The organism is Vibrio sp. 10N.286.48.F5 (genome assembly GCF_041469785.1).
Taxonomy (GTDB): Bacteria; Pseudomonadota; Gammaproteobacteria; order Enterobacterales; family Vibrionaceae; genus Vibrio; species Vibrio crassostreae_C.
In genome coordinates this window covers 13450-29432 of record NZ_JBFRLG010000014.1, presented here as the reverse complement: position 1 = coordinate 29432, position 15983 = coordinate 13450, and the positions used below count along the sequence as shown (strand labels likewise).

The window sequence follows — 15983 nt, the reverse complement described above, 5'->3', positions numbered from 1 at the left end:
TAAAAAGAAAACCAACGAGGGTAACTATGACTAAGTCTGAATTGATTGAGAGACTGTGCGCTGAGCAAACGCATCTTTCTGCAAAAGAAATTGAAGACGCTGTAAAAGACATTTTAGAGCATATGGCTTCAACACTAGAAAGTGGTGATCGAATCGAAATTCGCGGTTTTGGCAGCTTTTCTCTGCATTATCGTGAGCCTCGTGTTGGACGTAACCCAAAGACTGGTGACAAGGTTGAGTTAGAAGGTAAATACGTTCCTCACTTCAAACCAGGTAAAGAGCTGCGTGAACGAGTAAACTCAGGAATGTAGCCTACTTATCGGAATTAAGAAAAGCGGCATACTATAATGTATGCCGCTTTTTTATGACCATAATATGGTGGTCTGATTAGTAATTTTCCTGCATAATCGTACAGCTAACCAACCAATGAGTGATGAACTATGAAAATTATAAAAATAGTCGCCGTTATCGCACTTTTCCTAATTGCACTGGCTTTAGGCTCTCAAAACCAAACAACTGTGAATTTCAACTATCTGCTAGCGCAAGGTGACTTCCACCTATCAAGTTTATTAGGTGTTGTATTCGTTTCAGGCTTCGTCCTTGCTTGGTTAGTCTTTGGTAATATGCACATGCGGTCTCAGCTAAAAATTCATCGCTTGAAGAAGCAACTCAATAAGCAATCAAAGCAGGTCCCTGCTGATACTAAAGCTTAAAGGCTATATTTGATGTTAGAGTTACTGTTCTTACTTTTGCCCATCGCAGCCGCTTATGGCTGGTATATGGGTAATCGTAACGCTCAGCAAGAAAAACAAAAGCAATCACACCAGATCTCCCGTCAATACGTGACGGGTTTGAACCTATTACTGTCAGATCAATCTGACAAAGCGGTTGATCACTTTATTGAACTGCTTCAAGTAGACAATGAAACCATCGATACTCACTTGGCTTTGGGCAACTTGTTCCGCTCAAGAGGCGAAGTCGACCGCGCTATTCGTATTCACCAAAATCTCATCTCTCGTTCGGGGCTTACCCTCGATCAGAAAAATCTCGCACTGCAACAATTAGCTAAAGACTACATGGTCTCTGGCTTCCTTGATCGCGCTGAAAAAATCTTTGAACAACTTGTAGAAGAACCTGACCATAAAGAGGGCGCTTTACAGCAGTTGGTGGCTATTTATCAGCAGACCCGTGAGTGGAACAAGGCTATCCATTACGGAAATATCTTAGTTAAGCTCGGCAAGAAAAAAATGAAGATGCGTGCCACAGTCGCGCATTTCTGGTGTGAGCTTGCAATGCAAGAACAAGCCGATGGTAATCGTTCTAAAGCGCTTCAGCATTTTAAGAAGGCGCTTTCTGAAGACCCTAAATGTGTTCGCGCAAGTATCGCACTAGGGAAGTTCCACTTAGCGAACGAAGATTACCAAAAGACAATTGATTGTCTTGAATCGGTACTTGAACAAGATATCGATTTTATCAGTGAGGTGTTGCCAACCCTTGCTGAGTGTTACCACAAGCTTGGACAAGAAGCTCAATTGGTCGAGTTCCTCAAAGCGTGTATTCAGAAGAAAGCCGGTGTATCTGCCGAACTGATGCTGGCGCAATTGGTTGCTCACCATGAAGATGTAGGCTCTGCTCAAGAGTTACTGACAAAGCAGCTTGTTAAAAATCCAACCATGAAAGGTTTTTATCGATTAATCGATTACCACCTAGCGGAAGCAGAAGAAGGCCGAGCAAAAGACAGCTTAACCACACTTCAATCTATGGTTGGTGAACAGCTTAAGGTTAAGCCTCATTACCGTTGTCGTCAGTGTGGTTTCTCGACACACTCTTTGTATTGGCACTGCCCTTCATGTAAAGGGTGGGGGACGATCAAGCCTATTCGTGGGCTTGATGGTGAATAGATTTGTGGTCTCTTTAAGACCAAATTATTAATTGCAGCTTTCGGGCTGCATTTTTATGACTGTTATTTATCACCTGCTTAGGTGATTAGAAATTTTTAGAAAGTTAACTGCGTTAGGAGATGAAATGAACGACCAAAAAATCATTGTAGCCTTGGATTATGATAATCAAGCGGATGCGTTAGCCTTTGTCGATCGAATTGACCCAGCATCTTGCCGCCTAAAAGTGGGCAAAGAGATGTTTACCCTGTTTGGCCCTGAATTTGTTCGTGAATTACATAAGCGTGGTTTCTCAGTATTTTTAGACCTTAAATTCCACGACATCCCGAACACATGTTCAAAAGCAGTCCGTGCTGCCGCTGAACTGGGTGTTTGGATGGTGAACGTACACGCAAGTGGCGGTGAGCGTATGATGACGGCTTCTCGCGAAATCTTAGAACCTTATGGCAAAGATCGTCCACTGTTAATCGGTGTAACGGTACTCACCAGTATGGAGCAATCTGACTTAGCGGGTATCGGTCTGGATCTTGAACCACAACAACACGTGATGCGCTTGGCTTCTCTAACGAAAAACTCTGGCTTAGACGGTGTTGTATGTTCTGCACAAGAGGCTTCTTTGCTTAAAGGTGCACTTGGTCAAGAGTTCAAGCTAGTTACTCCAGGTATTCGTCCTGTCGGCGCAGATGTTGGTGACCAGAAGCGCATCATGACGCCTTCTAAAGCGATTGAATCAGGTTCAGACTACCTTGTTATTGGTCGTCCGATTACGCAAGCGATAGACCCTGCTGCTGTACTTGCAGAGATCAACGGTACGCTTGCTTAAGTCTATATTTGGATTGAGATATAAATAAAGAAGGCCAGCAAATTGCTGGCCTTAATTTTTTAGTCTGGATTAGTCTAAACTGGACTGAATGTTCTGTGTGGAGCCTAAACCGGAGCACCACTATGGAATTTGAAGTCGCTGTCTTCTGAAGTGATAAGATCAGCTTCTACTTGAGCAAAATGCGAAATACGCTCTGAAATATCTTTCCCTGCGATCTGTTCTGCTAGCTCAAGGTAATCTTGGTAGTGGCGAGCTTCTGAACGAAGTAGAGACACGTAAAACTTCTCCATGTCTTCTTCCAAGAAAGGAGCCAATTTAGCGAAGCGCTCACAAGAGCGAGCTTCAATAAACGCACCGATGATAAGCTTATCAACCAGAGCATCAGGCTCGTAAGTCTTAACTTGTTTGATCAAGCCCTTAGCGTAACGACCCGCCTCGATTGGCTGGTAAGTCACGCCTTTCTTCTCCATCAACTCCATGACTTGGTAGAAGTGATGCAGCTCTTCTTTGATCAGTAAAACCATCTTATCGATTAGGTCAGCACCGTAATTACAGCCTTCTTTCGCTGTTATTTGCTTGGATACGTTGCTTTTACCACGCAGAGACTCTAAGTCTCCGATACGACGGTAAGCAAATTGCTCGTATGGCAAAATCCATTCATTCAGTTGCTTCGCGCTTTCTTTATCGACGGCGTACTTGCGAATAAGGAATAAAGCACTCTGTGCCGCCTTAAGTTCACACAGCATGTGATCGCGTAGAATGATGTGAAGATTTTCTGGCTTTTTGGCTTCATCTATCCATGAATCTGGCGTTTCGGCTTTAAGAAAAGAGTGGATTGGAGCGAGTAATTCTTGATACATGGTCAGGGAAAGTTTGTTGATAATGCGGGGATTTTATCACAGCTCAAGAGATCTCCCTATACAGAGAAAGGAAATTCAACAGCTACAAAAAAGGCCGCCTATTTAATGTAAATAAGGCGGCCTTTAAGTGTTGAGTTAGACTGTTACCATTTCTTCTTCTGACCGAAGAGGGCATCCATATCGTCTTCTCGTTCTTTAGATTCCATCTGCTGCAAATCTTGAGCGTTTTTGTCTTGGCGTTTCTGGTCAAGCTCGTTAAGCATCTGTTGAAGCTTTTCTTTGGCTTGATTAGAGTACGAGTCGTTCTTAGTCGCCAAAGCATCAATACCTTTGCGTAATAGCTGAATCGCTGTTCCCGGTTGTCCGCGAGAAATCGAATCGTTTGCACGTTTGATAACATTTTCAATGTTAATACGGATTTGAATTGTTTCTAGGCGAGCATTTTCAACCACATAAGCTTGAGTCTCGAAACGGCCTTTATTGTGCTCGTTGCGCACCGTATCACGCAGGCGTTTAACTAACTTAAGCATCATGATCGCTTGCTTGTCACTACTTGGTACGCGGAAAGCGGTACTCTCGCCACCTTTGTAGTTCTCTTTTAGCTGAGTGATTTGTTGTTTTACGCTTTCAATGCGTTGGTCAAGCTGCTTATTTTTTGGATCGAGTTGATACATGTTTTCTAATGCATCAAGAATTCGATTGTTTAAGCATACAAGAAGATCTTGGCTAAACGGCATGTGATGAGCGTTGCCAATCAGTTCTTCTGTACCGTCAATAATGGTTAGATAACGAGAAGCTTCCTGTTTCTTCGCTGTTTCTACCTTAACTTTATATTGAAGCATGATGTTGTAGCCTAAAACTAACACCAAAAGAACGGCTACTAAGACGATTATTAAACCAATATTCATATATTTGAGTCTGCTTATTATTTTCTATAGCTAACTGGAGAGGATACACGATTCCATTGTGTATCGGCACTCGTAAATTGCAATTTCTGATTATCTCTTGTTGAGCGAAATCGGCAATCAAAACTTACCAACTAATGTATGAGAATGAGGGTTGGGTTGCAAAGCGTTAGTGATGTTTTTGTTTGTTAAGCTAGAAAAACTCAATTTTCCTGTCATTTTTGTGTTCGAAGCGTTATAACTATTAATTATATTACACGCGACTATAACGCTCTCTTTGCAAATAAGTTAGCACAGAAATGAGTAAAGGATTACGAGGTTAGATATGAAGTTACAGCAACTGAAGTACATTGTTGAGGTTGTAAACCATAACCTAAATGTTTCAGCTACAGCAGAGAGTTTGTACACATCTCAGCCTGGCATTAGTAAGCAAGTTAGATTACTTGAAGACGAACTAGGCATTCAGATTTTTGAGCGTAGCGGCAAGCATCTAACGCAGGTTACCCAAGCGGGTGAGGATATCATTCGTATCTCTCAAGAGATTTTGGCGCGCGTTGAAAGCATTAAAGCGGTAGCGGGTGAACACACACATCCAGAGATGGGTACATTGAATATTTCAACGACTCATACTCAAGCTCGTTATGCACTGCCTGATGTGATTAAAGGTTTCACGGCGCGCTATCCAAAAGTATCGCTTCACATGCACCAAGGTACGCCAAGCCAAATGTCAGAAGCCGTCGCTAAAGGTACAGCGAATTTTGCGATTGCAACGGAAGCGCTACACCTTTACCAAGATGCGATTATGCTGCCTTGTTACCACTGGAACCGTTCGATCGTCGTGACCAAAGATCATCCCCTGGCACAGAAGCGTAATATCACGATCGAAGATCTTGCGGCTTACTCTCTCGTGACTTATGTATTTGGTTTCACTGGCCGTTCTGAGCTTGATACCGCGTTTAACAAAGTAGGTTTAACACCGCGTGTTGTGTTTACTGCGACCGATGCAGACGTAATCAAAACCTACGTTCGTATGGGCATTGGTGTTGGTGTAATTGCAAGTATGGCTATTGACCACGAGCAAGATACTGATTTGGTTGCGATTGATGCGAGCCATCTATTTGGTGCGAGTACAACCAGCATTGGTTTTAGAAAAGGCACCTTCTTGCGTTCTTACATGTTTGATTTCATGGAGCGTTTTGCACCGCACTTAACTCGCCCTGTGGTTGAGCAAGCTATTTCTTTGAAATCGAATGAAGAGATCGAAGAGATGTTTAAAGATATCGAGCTGCCAGTTCGTTAATCTCGTCGTGTAAATCTAGATTCTTATTCGGCCTGTATTTGCAGGCCGTTTTTCTTTTGGGCTTTTAGTTTTCGTTTTCTTTATCGAGCCTTTCCATTTCGACCTCTTACCCCTACAATCCACGCATCATAGGGGGAAGCATGCATTCACGATTTAAAATACTCGATTCATTTTTGCTAGAGCACCAGATTTACTGGCGTTCAGAGCCTTTTCACCTATGCCAAACTCAACAGCAGCCGTGGAAAGAGGTCAATCGTCCACTCGTTGATTGGTTAGAAAGCTTAGATAATGAAAGCATTCAAACCTTAAAAGAGCAGCCTCAGCTTTTGATTGAGGAACTGACTCGTTTCCTACCTGAATTAGAAACTGCTACCCAAAACATCCAGTTCGATAACACTGCTTTGGTTGGTTTAGACCTCCCACGTGGTACTGCTGATGGTATTCCTGGCCGAAAGCTACATCAAATTGTCGCAATGGGCGAGGCTGCATTATGCCATCACCATGGCAAAGAGTGGCTCGAGTGGTGTTCTGGTAAAGGCTTTCTTGGTCGAATCCTATCTCAGCAATCGGATCAAAAAGTCACTAGCTTTGAATGGCAGCAATCGTTATGCGAAAGCGGACAAAAGATTGCGGATGACCAGAAGTTAGCGATGGATTTTGTTCAAGGAGATGCGTTTTCAGACAAGGCCGATGACGTGTTTAATTCGTACCAACATGCCGTGGCCCTTCATGCTTGTGGTGATCTTCATGTTGAGCTAGTTAAAAAGTCAGTGTCACATGGGCTACCAGCGGTCACTATTTCTCCTTGTTGTTATCATCTTATTCGAGACGAAAACTATCAAGCGATGTCTTCTATCGCGAAAAGCTCAGCATTAACGTTAAGTAAGAGCGACTTGAGAATCCCGCTTCAAGAAACCGTTACTGGTGGTGAAAGAGTAAAAAGACATCGTCAACTAGAGATGAGCTATCGTCTAGGCTTCAGCCAGTTGCTTAAGGCTGAACTTAACATTGACGAATACATTCCTGTACCGAGCATCAAAAAATCAGAGTTAGCTGAGGGTTTTGAATCTTTCTGCCGTTGGGCATCTGAAGTGAAAGAGCTATCGCTGGGCTCAGATATTGATTTTGACTCTTATTTGATTCAAGGCGAAGCGCTTTTCTGGGAAATGGAAAAGCTGAGTTTGGTTCAACAAGTCTTTAGACGACCATTAGAGATATGGCTGGCTTTAGATCGCGCTATCTATCTGAAAGAGCAAGGTTATGAAGCTACGATTGAAGAGTTCTGTGAACGCAGTATTACGCCAAGAAATCTATTGATTCATGGGGTTAAAATCGAGCGCTAGTGGTAAACCGTACTGTTACGTGTTTTTACGAACTAAATCCATTAATGCAAAAAAGCCAGCGCGACATAATGTCGTACCGGCTTTTTGTTTAATGTGTATGAGTTAACTGAACGCTTCAACGAGAAGATTATTGCGTTCAGTTAGTCATTACATCATTAGTTAAACATTGCGATTGCTTCTGCTGGGTCTACGTATTCAAGGTCAAAGCTTTCTGCAACTTCTTTACAAGTTACTTTACCGTGAATAACGTTTAGACCTTCTAGGAAGCCTTCATCAGATAGAAGTGCTTCGCGGTAGCCTTTGTTCGCTAGCTTAACAATGTAAGGAAGTGTTGCATTGTTTAGTGCGTAAGTTGAAGTACGAGCAACAGCGCCAGGCATGTTTGCAACACAGTAGTGAACTACGTCATCAACAATGTAAGTTGGGTCTGCGTGAGTGGTTGCGTGAGAAGTCTCGAAACAACCGCCTTGGTCGATTGCAACATCAACAACTGCTGAACCTGACTTCATCTTAGCGATGTGCTCTTTTGTAACCAATTTTGGAGCTGCTGCGCCAGGAATTAGTACTGCACCAATTACTAGGTCTGCTTCTAGAACATGCTTCTCAATGGCGTCTTCAGTAGAATAAACCACTTTTGCGCGACCTTGGAATTCTTCATCAAGTCGACGCAGTGTATCTACGTTACGGTCAAGAATTGTAACATCAGCGCGAAGGCCTACAGCCATACGTGCTGCGTTAGCACCTACAACACCGCCACCAACAACAACAACTTTTGCTGGTTCAACACCTGGAACGCCACCAAGAAGAAGACCACAACCACCGTTAGATTTCTCTAATGTTTGTGCACCTGCTTGAATAGACATACGACCAGCTACTTCAGACATTGGTGCTAATAGTGGCAAGCGACCCATATTATCTGTTACAGTCTCATAGGCTACGCAGACAGCTTTGCTCTTGATAAGCTCTTCAGTTTGTGGAAAATCTGGTGCAAGGTGTAAATAGGTAAATAATATTTGCCCTTCGCGAAGCATAGCTCGCTCGACAGCTTGAGGTTCTTTAACCTTTACAATCATCTCTGCTTTCGCGAAAACGTCAGCAGCAGTAGGAAGAATGGATGCGCCTACAGCGATGTAATCATCGTCTGAAAAACCGATACCAGTACCGGCATTGGTTTCTACAAAAACTTGGTGGCCGTGTGAGATTAGTTCTCTCACGCTAGCTGGGGTCATACCAACGCGGTATTCGTGGTTCTTGATTTCCTTAGGTACGCCAATGATCATCCTGACTCCTCATTTTATTTTGGTTGTTTTATCTATGTGTAGGGTAATTCTGTCGAATTAATATCTAGTATAGATAGGTTTAGATAAAATTTGATACTGAATATTAAAAAGTTGTAGTATATTTTTTTGCAAGGAAGTAATAAGGTGGAATAAAAAATGGCAGACAATTATAAGAAGCCGTCCAAGGAACTAGATCGTATTGACCGCAACATTCTTAATGAGTTGCAAAAAGACGGTCGTATCTCAAACGTTGAACTCTCAAAACGAGTAGGACTTTCTCCAACTCCATGTCTTGAACGTGTTCGTCGTTTAGAACGTCAAGGTTACATTACTGGGTACACAGCGTTGCTGAACCCACAGTACCTTGATGCTTCACTTTTAGTGTTTGTTGAAATTACATTGAACCGTGGTGCGCCAGATGTGTTCGAACAATTCAACACCGCTGTGCAGAAACTGGATGACATCCAAGAGTGTCATTTAGTGTCGGGTGATTTTGACTATCTTCTAAAAACACGTGTATCTGATATGGGTGCTTACCGTAAGCTACTGGGTGATACGTTACTTCGTCTACCGGGCGTAAACGACACTCGAACTTACGTAGTAATGGAAGAAGTGAAACAAACCAATCAACTTGTGATTAAAACTCGTTAGTCACAATTGGTGAAATGAAAGAAAGCGGACATTTGTTCCGCTTTCTTGCTTTCTGGAATTGGGTTTTTCTGTTTGATATGGTTAAATCAACAGTAGTTTCATTGAAACGAGCGGCTTTGGCCGCTCGAGATGTTTTTATCCCGTTTAATTATTAAGTTGGTTTATGTTCAAGCAGAGCAGTAATAAAGTAGAAACAATCATTAAAACGAGTGAAGAGCCTCAGTCTCCTCGTTTGAGTGGTTCTCAACGTCTCAAAGAGTGCAGTCTGATTCTCGGTGTTCTCTTCTCTATTCTACTTGCCGTTGCGTTATTAACTTTTAGTCCTGCAGACCCATCATGGTCGCAAACGGCGTGGGGTGGTGACATTCAAAATGCGGGTGGCTACCTAGGTGCTTGGTTGGCGGATACGCTTTTCTTCGTATTTGGCTCTTTGGCTTACCCTCTGCCTATCTTAGTGACGGTTGCTGCGTGGGTTTTATTCCGCAAACGTAATGAAGACGAGCAGATCGACTTCATGCTGTGGGGCACTCGCTTACTTGGCCTGACTATCCTAATTCTTACGAGTTGTGGTTTAGCGGATATCAACTTTGACGACATCTGGTACTTTTCATCCGGTGGCGTGGTAGGTGACGTTTTAACAAGCCTTGCACTTCCAACGTTGAATGTTCTTGGTAGTACGCTGGTTCTTCTTTTCTTATGGGGTGCTGGTTTCACTCTATTAACCGGTATCTCTTGGCTAAGCATTGTGGAATGGTTGGGTGAATGTGCCATCAAATTCTTCACGTCTACTGTTAATAAGGCTCGTGGCCAAGACCAAGAGCTGCTTGAGCCTCAATTAAGAGAATCAGCAGACCGCGATTTAATCGAAGAACGTCATCAGCAGCATCAAGCGCCAACTTACCGCGATGTTCCTGCTATAGAAGGCAACAAAGAATCAACAGAGCATGATCCGCTAGATCCTGCGATGAGTTTTTCTGCGACCAATGAGTCGGCAGACGTGGCGACAAATGCGCGAGACAATGCTGCATCGCCGAAGCGTCATTACAATATTCATATGCCTGTCGATGCTCCTGCGAAACAAGAAGCTCCTGTTCATGAAGAACCTCAGGTTCAGCCTCAAGCGGTAATTGAGTCAGAGCAAACGATCCCTGCAGCAGCTGTTTACCAAGCGCCAGAAGAACCGCTAGAAGAAGGTATTGAGCGCTCTAAACAGTTGAATGCAACGATAGAGCAGCTAGAAAATGCGGCCATGTATGAAGATGACCTAGCAGAACAAGATCAGGTTGACGCGCATGATTCTCAGGTTGCTTACCAACAATACATGCAGAACGAACAACCAGAAGTTGGCCCTGCTCATGCTGACCTTAGAAGTGCTGAACCAGAATTAGATAGCTCACCACAAGTAAATGGCGAATTTGGTTCTGAAGATGTTCAACCTGAATCTTTATACGCTTCACCTATGGGCGAGCCAGAAGCAACCGTGGAAGACGATTTCTCTGCACAACCTTCACCGTTTGATGTTACGGAAGAGCAAAGCTACCAACAGGGCTCAGAGCTTGAATCAGAACAGGCTGAAGCTGAATTAGCTGACGCAGCATTAATCGAAGAACAGTTTGAACCTTTCCCTTATCAAGAAGAACATTCAGAACCTGAACAGCCAACAGCACAAAACCTAGAGCCAACTGTTGATCTTCCTTGGGAAGAAGTAACGGAAGAAGAACCTGCGCATCAAGATCAAGATCAAGATCAAGATGTCGCCGCATTCCAAAGCATTGTTTCTGAAGCACAAGCGAATATGGCAGCGGCGCAGAACCCGTTCTTGGTTCAACAAGACGTTAATTTACCTAAGCCTGCTGAGCCATTACCCACGCTTGAATTGTTATTCCACCCTGAAAAGCGTGAAACCTTTATTGACCGTGATGCGCTAGAGGCAATTGCTCGTCTTGTTGAATCTAAGCTAGCGGACTACAAGATCAAAGCCGATGTGGTTGATATTTTCCCTGGCCCAGTAATCACTCGATTTGAACTCGATCTGGCTCCGGGCGTGAAAGTAAGCCGTATTTCTGGCCTTTCTATGGACTTAGCGCGTTCGCTCTCTGCATTGGCAGTACGTGTCGTAGAAGTGATTCCGGGTAAACCTTATGTTGGCTTAGAACTGCCGAATATGAGTCGCCAAACGGTATTCTTCTCAGACGTGGTTGCTAGCCCTCAGTTCCAAGAAGCGAAATCGCCAACGACAGTGGTTCTAGGACAAGACATCGCTGGTGAAGCCGTTATTGCTGATCTATCGAAAATGCCTCACGTTCTGGTTGCAGGTACAACCGGTTCTGGTAAGTCGGTAGGTGTGAACGTAATGATTCTGAGTATGCTTTACAAAGCATCACCGGAAGATGTTCGCTTCATCATGATCGACCCGAAAATGCTTGAGCTATCGGTTTATGAGGGTATTCCTCATCTATTGTCTGAAGTGGTAACCGACATGAAAGATGCGTCGAACGCCCTTCGTTGGTGTGTTGGCGAGATGGAACGACGTTATAAGCTGATGTCAGCATTAGGCGTTCGTAACATTAAAGGTTACAACGATAAGCTTAAGATGGCAGCGGAAGCGGGTCACCCAATTCACGATCCACTGTGGAAGCCGGGCGACAGCATGGACCCAGAAGCGCCATTGCTTGAGAAACTGCCTTACATTGTGGTTATCGTTGATGAATTTGCCGACCTAATCATGGTGGTTGGTAAGAAGGTTGAAGAACTGATTGCACGTTTGGCACAAAAAGCACGTGCGGCGGGTGTTCACTTGATTCTAGCGACGCAACGTCCATCAGTGGATGTTATTACTGGTCTTATTAAAGCGAACATTCCAACCCGTGTGGCCTTTACGGTATCAACTAAAACGGATTCACGAACTATCCTTGACCAAGGTGGTGCGGAATCACTATTGGGCATGGGTGATATGCTTTACTTGCCTCCTGGTTCTAGCCATACAACTCGTGTTCACGGTGCCTTTGCATCTGATGACGATGTACACGCAGTCGTGAATAACTGGAAAGCGCGTGGTAAGCCAAACTATATTGATGAAATCACCAACGGCGAACAAACCCCAGAAACCTTGCTTCCGGGTGAGAAGATGGAAGGTGATGAAGAGGTCGATCCTCTGTTTGATCAAGTGGTAGAACACGTTGTTCATTCACGTCGTGGCTCAGTTTCAGGCGTACAGCGTCGATTCAAGATTGGCTACAACCGTGCTGCACGTATTGTCGAGCAACTTGAAGCTCAAGGTATCGTAAGTGCTCCAGGTCATAACGGTAACCGAGAAGTCTTAGCACCAGCGCCACCAAAAGATTAGTTCCGGTAGGAACTCATAACTATTCAGTCGGTCAAATCGAAAATATGACCGACTTATGTTCTAACAGGATTATTGATGAAAAAAGTATTCGCACTTTTATTTATGAGCTTCTCAGTGTTTGCTTCTCCGAAAGAAGAGTTGAGTAGCCGCTTGGCATTAAACGCAGGCTTCAGCGCTGACTTTAAACAAGTCGTGACCAGCCCTGATGGTGATGTTGTTATGGAAGGTGAGGGCACGGTAGAGATTGCACGCCCAAGCCTGTTCCGCTGGGAGACCACGTTCCCTGATGAAAACTTGTTGGTATCTGATGGCCAAAGCTTGTGGTACTACAGCCCGTTCATTGAGCAAGTGAGCATTTATTGGCAAGAGCAAGCGACATCACAGACACCTTTTGTCCTGCTTACACGTAACCAAGAAAGTGATTGGGATAATTATAATGTGGCGCAAACGGGTAACCAATTCACGCTAACGCCAACTGCTGTCGATTCTAATCAGGGTGACTTCCAGATTAATATCACCGAAAAGGGCATTGTTCAGGGCTTTAATGTGATTGAACAAGACGGTCAAAAAGGTGAGTTTACCTTTAGCAATGTTGATTTGGGTAAACCTGCAGCAGACCGCTTTACTTTTGTGGCACCGGAAGGTGTCGAGGTCGACGACCAAAGAAACTGATCTAAACAAGCAGATCGTTTGGTAGTACGTCGATAGGCATTAATGCCATCAACGAATCAAGAGATTGCAATTGAGTAATTACAGCTTAGATTTTGCGGGGGACGAAGATTTTCGTCCCCTTGCTGCTCGTATGAGACCGGAAACTGTCGAACAGTACATCGGTCAGCAGCATATATTAGGCCCAGGTAAACCACTTCGCAGAGCGTTGGAAGCGGGCCATATCCACTCGATGATTTTGTGGGGGCCTCCGGGCACCGGTAAAACGACGTTAGCCGAAGTTGCAGCAAACTATGCGAATGCTGAAGTGGAACGCGTATCGGCGGTAACCTCGGGCGTAAAAGACATTCGTATTGCAATTGAAAAAGCGCGCGAGAACAAGCAAGCAGGGCGCAGAACCATCCTGTTTGTGGACGAAGTCCATCGCTTTAACAAAAGTCAGCAAGATGCTTTTCTGCCTCATATCGAAGATGGCACCGTGACCTTTATTGGTGCGACGACAGAAAACCCATCTTTTGAACTGAACAACGCTTTGTTGTCACGTGCGCGTGTCTACAAACTGACGTCCCTGAACACAGATGATATTTCTCTTGTCATTCGCCAAGCGATTGAAGATAAGCAACGTGGGTTAGGTGATGTGCCTGTTGATTTTGCTGATAATGTTTTAGATCGCCTTGCAGAACTGGTTAACGGCGACGCGCGTATGTCGCTTAACTACCTTGAACTGCTGTATGACATGGCAGAAGACAACGATAAAGGCGAGAAAGCGATAACCTTGCAGTTGTTGGCTGAAGTGGCTGGTGAGAAAGTCGCTCGTTTCGATAACAAGGGTGATATTTGGTACGACCTAATCTCCGCGGTTCATAAGTCAATTCGTGGCTCAAACCCTGATGCGGCCTTGTACTGGTCAGCACGAATGATTGCTGCGGGGTGTGATCCTTTGTATATCGTTAGACGCTTGCTGGCGATTGCTTCTGAAGATATCGGTAACGCTGATCCTCGCGCCATGCAGGTAGCGATGTCGGCTTGGGATTGCTTCACGCGCATTGGCCCTGCTGAAGGGGAGCGTGCGATTGCGCAGGCGGTTGTTTATCTCGCATGTGCACCAAAGAGTAACGCCGTTTACACCGCGTGGAAGCAAGCGTTAACAGATGCTCACAATCTTCCTGAATATGAAGTGCCGCATCATTTGCGAAATGCACCGACAACTTTGATGAAGGACATGGGCTACGGGCAAGAATACCGTTATGCTCATGACGAACCAGGAGCCTACGCCGCTGGTGAAAAGTATCTGCCTCCTGAAATGGGAGAGAAGCAATACTATTTCCCAACAAAACGAGGCTTAGAGACCAAAATTGGCGAGAAGCTAGATTATCTGGCGGATTTGGACGCAAAAAGCCCACAAAAACGCTATGAAAAGTAGTCTTTTTTGGATATCGTTACCTAGTCATAAAATTTCAATTAAATCGTTATAAATTGGTCGAAATAACACCAGTTTTAGGGGTTTAGCAGTGATTCAGTAGCAAGCTACTGAATATTCAAATAACTAAAGCATAGGATTAGCAATGCTGGATTCTAAATTACTTCGAGCTGAGCTGGATGAAACAGCGGCAAAATTAGCACGTCGAGGCTTCACCCTTGATGTAGAGACAATTCGTGAACTTGAAGAAAAACGTAAGTCCCTTCAGATGAAAACTGAAGAGCTACAAGCGTTACGTAACTCTCGATCGAAGTCCATTGGTCAAGCGAAAGCAAAAGGCGACCATGAAGAAGCTGAGCGTATCCTTGCAGAAGTAGGCAACTTAGGCGCAGAACTAGACCAAGCTAAAGTAGCATTGGCTGATCTTCAATCTGAGCTAGAAACGATCACAATGTCTATTCCTAACCTACCTGATGCAGAAGTGCCAGATGGTAAAGATGAAGACGATAACGTAGAAGTTTCTCGTTGGGGTCAACCTAAGACTTACGACTTTGAAGTGAAAGATCACGTCGATCTTGGCGAAATGTCTGGCGGTCTTGATTTTGCTAGCGCAGTTAAAATCTCGGGTTCTCGTTTCATCGTGATGAAAGGCAAATTTGCACGTCTACACCGTGCTATTGCTCAGTTCATGCTGGACCTTCACACTGATGAGCACGGCTACACAGAAATGTACGTACCGTATCTAGTGAACCACGATAGCCTTTACGGTACTGGTCAACTTCCTAAGTTCGGCGAAGACTTGTTCCACACAAGCCCGCTAACTGAGCAAGTAAGTGACGTACCTCTTAAGACTTTATCGCTTATCCCTACTGCGGAAGTACCGGTAACGAACATGGTTCGTGACACGATCACTGATGAAGCTGAACTGCCACTTAAGATGACAGCCCACACGCCGTGTTTCCGTTCTGAAGCGGGTTCTTACGGTCGTGACACTCGTGGTCTTATCCGTATGCACCAATTCGATAAAGTTGAATTAGTACAAATCACTAAGCCAGAAGACTCAATGGCAGCGCTTGAAGAGCTAACTGGCCACGCTGAGAAAGTACTTCAACTTCTAGAGCTTCCTTACCGTAAAGTGATTCTATGTACAGGTGACATGGGCTTCGGTTCTGCGAAAACTTACGACTTAGAAGTATGGGTTCCAGCACAAGAGACTTACCGTGAGATTTCTTCTTGTTCAAACATGTGGGATTTCCAAGCGCGTCGTATGCAAGCTCGTTTCCGTCGTAAAGGCGAGAAAAAACCTGAACTTGTACACACACTAAACGGTTCTGGTCTTGCTGTTGGTCGTACTATGGTTGCTATCCTTGAGAACAACCAAGAAGCAGATGGCCGTATTGCTATCCCAGAAGTACTTCAACCATACATGGGCGGCGTAACGCACATCGGTTAATTAGATTGATTAAGCATTAGGTTACTTATAAAACC

Annotated in this window: 14 protein-coding genes; 11 read left to right on the top strand and 3 right to left on the bottom strand. The window is 44.3% G+C overall.

The genetic code is table 11. The features are described from left to right. Positions 1-26 precede the first annotated feature (26 nt). The 4 genes from ihfB to pyrF all read left to right on the top strand — a co-directional run bounded on the left by ihfB (position 27) and on the right by pyrF (position 2721). Entirely contained in the window at positions 27-311 is a 285-nt protein-coding gene (gene ihfB, locus AB4185_RS10375) for an integration host factor subunit beta (RefSeq protein ID WP_017060238.1), read from the top strand. Positions 312-440: 129 nt separating this feature from the next. Beyond that, positions 441-713 carry a LapA family protein gene (locus AB4185_RS10370; protein WP_372135423.1) on the top strand — a complete coding sequence of 91 codons (273 nt, stop codon included), beginning with the start codon at positions 441-443 and terminating at the stop codon, positions 711-713. Positions 714-725: 12 nt separating this feature from the next. Then, positions 726-1901, top strand: a complete 1176-nt coding sequence (gene lapB / locus AB4185_RS10365; RefSeq protein WP_017060240.1) for a lipopolysaccharide assembly protein LapB — start codon at positions 726-728, stop codon at positions 1899-1901. Between the two features lie 124 nt (positions 1902-2025). Beyond that, positions 2026-2721, top strand: coding sequence for an orotidine-5'-phosphate decarboxylase (pyrF, locus tag AB4185_RS10360; RefSeq protein WP_017060241.1), 696 nt, complete (start codon positions 2026-2028; stop codon positions 2719-2721). A gap of 104 nt (positions 2722-2825) precedes the next feature. Here pyrF and miaE read toward each other — a convergent pair whose 3' ends face one another. Continuing rightward, positions 2826-3581 carry a tRNA isopentenyl-2-thiomethyl-A-37 hydroxylase MiaE gene (miaE, locus tag AB4185_RS10355; protein WP_017060242.1) on the bottom strand — a complete coding sequence of 252 codons (756 nt, stop codon included), beginning with the start codon at positions 3579-3581 and terminating at the stop codon, positions 2826-2828. A gap of 143 nt (positions 3582-3724) precedes the next feature. Beyond that, positions 3725-4489, bottom strand: coding sequence for a DNA repair protein (locus tag AB4185_RS10350; RefSeq protein ID WP_102332954.1), 765 nt, complete (start codon positions 4487-4489; stop codon positions 3725-3727). Positions 4490-4811: 322 nt separating this feature from the next. Between AB4185_RS10350 and cysB the strand changes: the two genes are divergently transcribed. Both cysB and AB4185_RS10340 read left to right on the top strand, forming a co-directional pair. Then, entirely contained in the window at positions 4812-5786 is a 975-nt protein-coding gene (cysB, locus tag AB4185_RS10345; RefSeq protein ID WP_017060244.1) for an HTH-type transcriptional regulator CysB, read from the top strand. A gap of 140 nt (positions 5787-5926) precedes the next feature. Further along, a complete protein-coding gene (locus tag AB4185_RS10340) occupies positions 5927-7129 on the top strand; it encodes a methyltransferase (RefSeq protein WP_102332953.1) in 1203 nt (400 codons plus the stop codon). A gap of 155 nt (positions 7130-7284) precedes the next feature. Here the strand turns inward: AB4185_RS10340 and ald are convergent, their stop codons facing one another. Continuing rightward, positions 7285-8409: an alanine dehydrogenase gene (gene ald / locus AB4185_RS10335; protein WP_102332952.1), complete on the bottom strand. Its 1125-nt coding sequence runs from the start codon at positions 8407-8409 to the stop codon at positions 7285-7287. A gap of 156 nt (positions 8410-8565) precedes the next feature. On the opposite strand from ald, the gene lrp reads away from it, so the two are divergent. From lrp to serS, 5 genes are all read left to right on the top strand, one after another. Next, positions 8566-9060: a leucine-responsive transcriptional regulator Lrp gene (gene lrp / locus AB4185_RS10330; protein WP_004734558.1), complete on the top strand. Its 495-nt coding sequence runs from the start codon at positions 8566-8568 to the stop codon at positions 9058-9060. Between the two features lie 163 nt (positions 9061-9223). Then, positions 9224-12406 (top strand): DNA translocase FtsK 4TM domain-containing protein, encoded by a 3183-nt coding sequence (locus AB4185_RS10325; protein ID WP_372106192.1) that lies wholly within the window; start codon positions 9224-9226, stop codon positions 12404-12406. Between the two features lie 75 nt (positions 12407-12481). Next, positions 12482-13078: an outer membrane lipoprotein chaperone LolA gene (gene lolA / locus AB4185_RS10320; protein ID WP_017060248.1), complete on the top strand. Its 597-nt coding sequence runs from the start codon at positions 12482-12484 to the stop codon at positions 13076-13078. Between the two features lie 64 nt (positions 13079-13142). Next, positions 13143-14498, top strand: coding sequence for a replication-associated recombination protein A (locus AB4185_RS10315; protein ID WP_017060249.1), 1356 nt, complete (start codon positions 13143-13145; stop codon positions 14496-14498). Between the two features lie 142 nt (positions 14499-14640). Next, complete coding sequence (gene serS, locus AB4185_RS10310) at positions 14641-15948, top strand: serine--tRNA ligase (protein WP_017060250.1); 1308 nt, start codon at positions 14641-14643, stop codon at positions 15946-15948. The last annotated feature ends 35 nt before the right edge of the window (positions 15949-15983 follow it).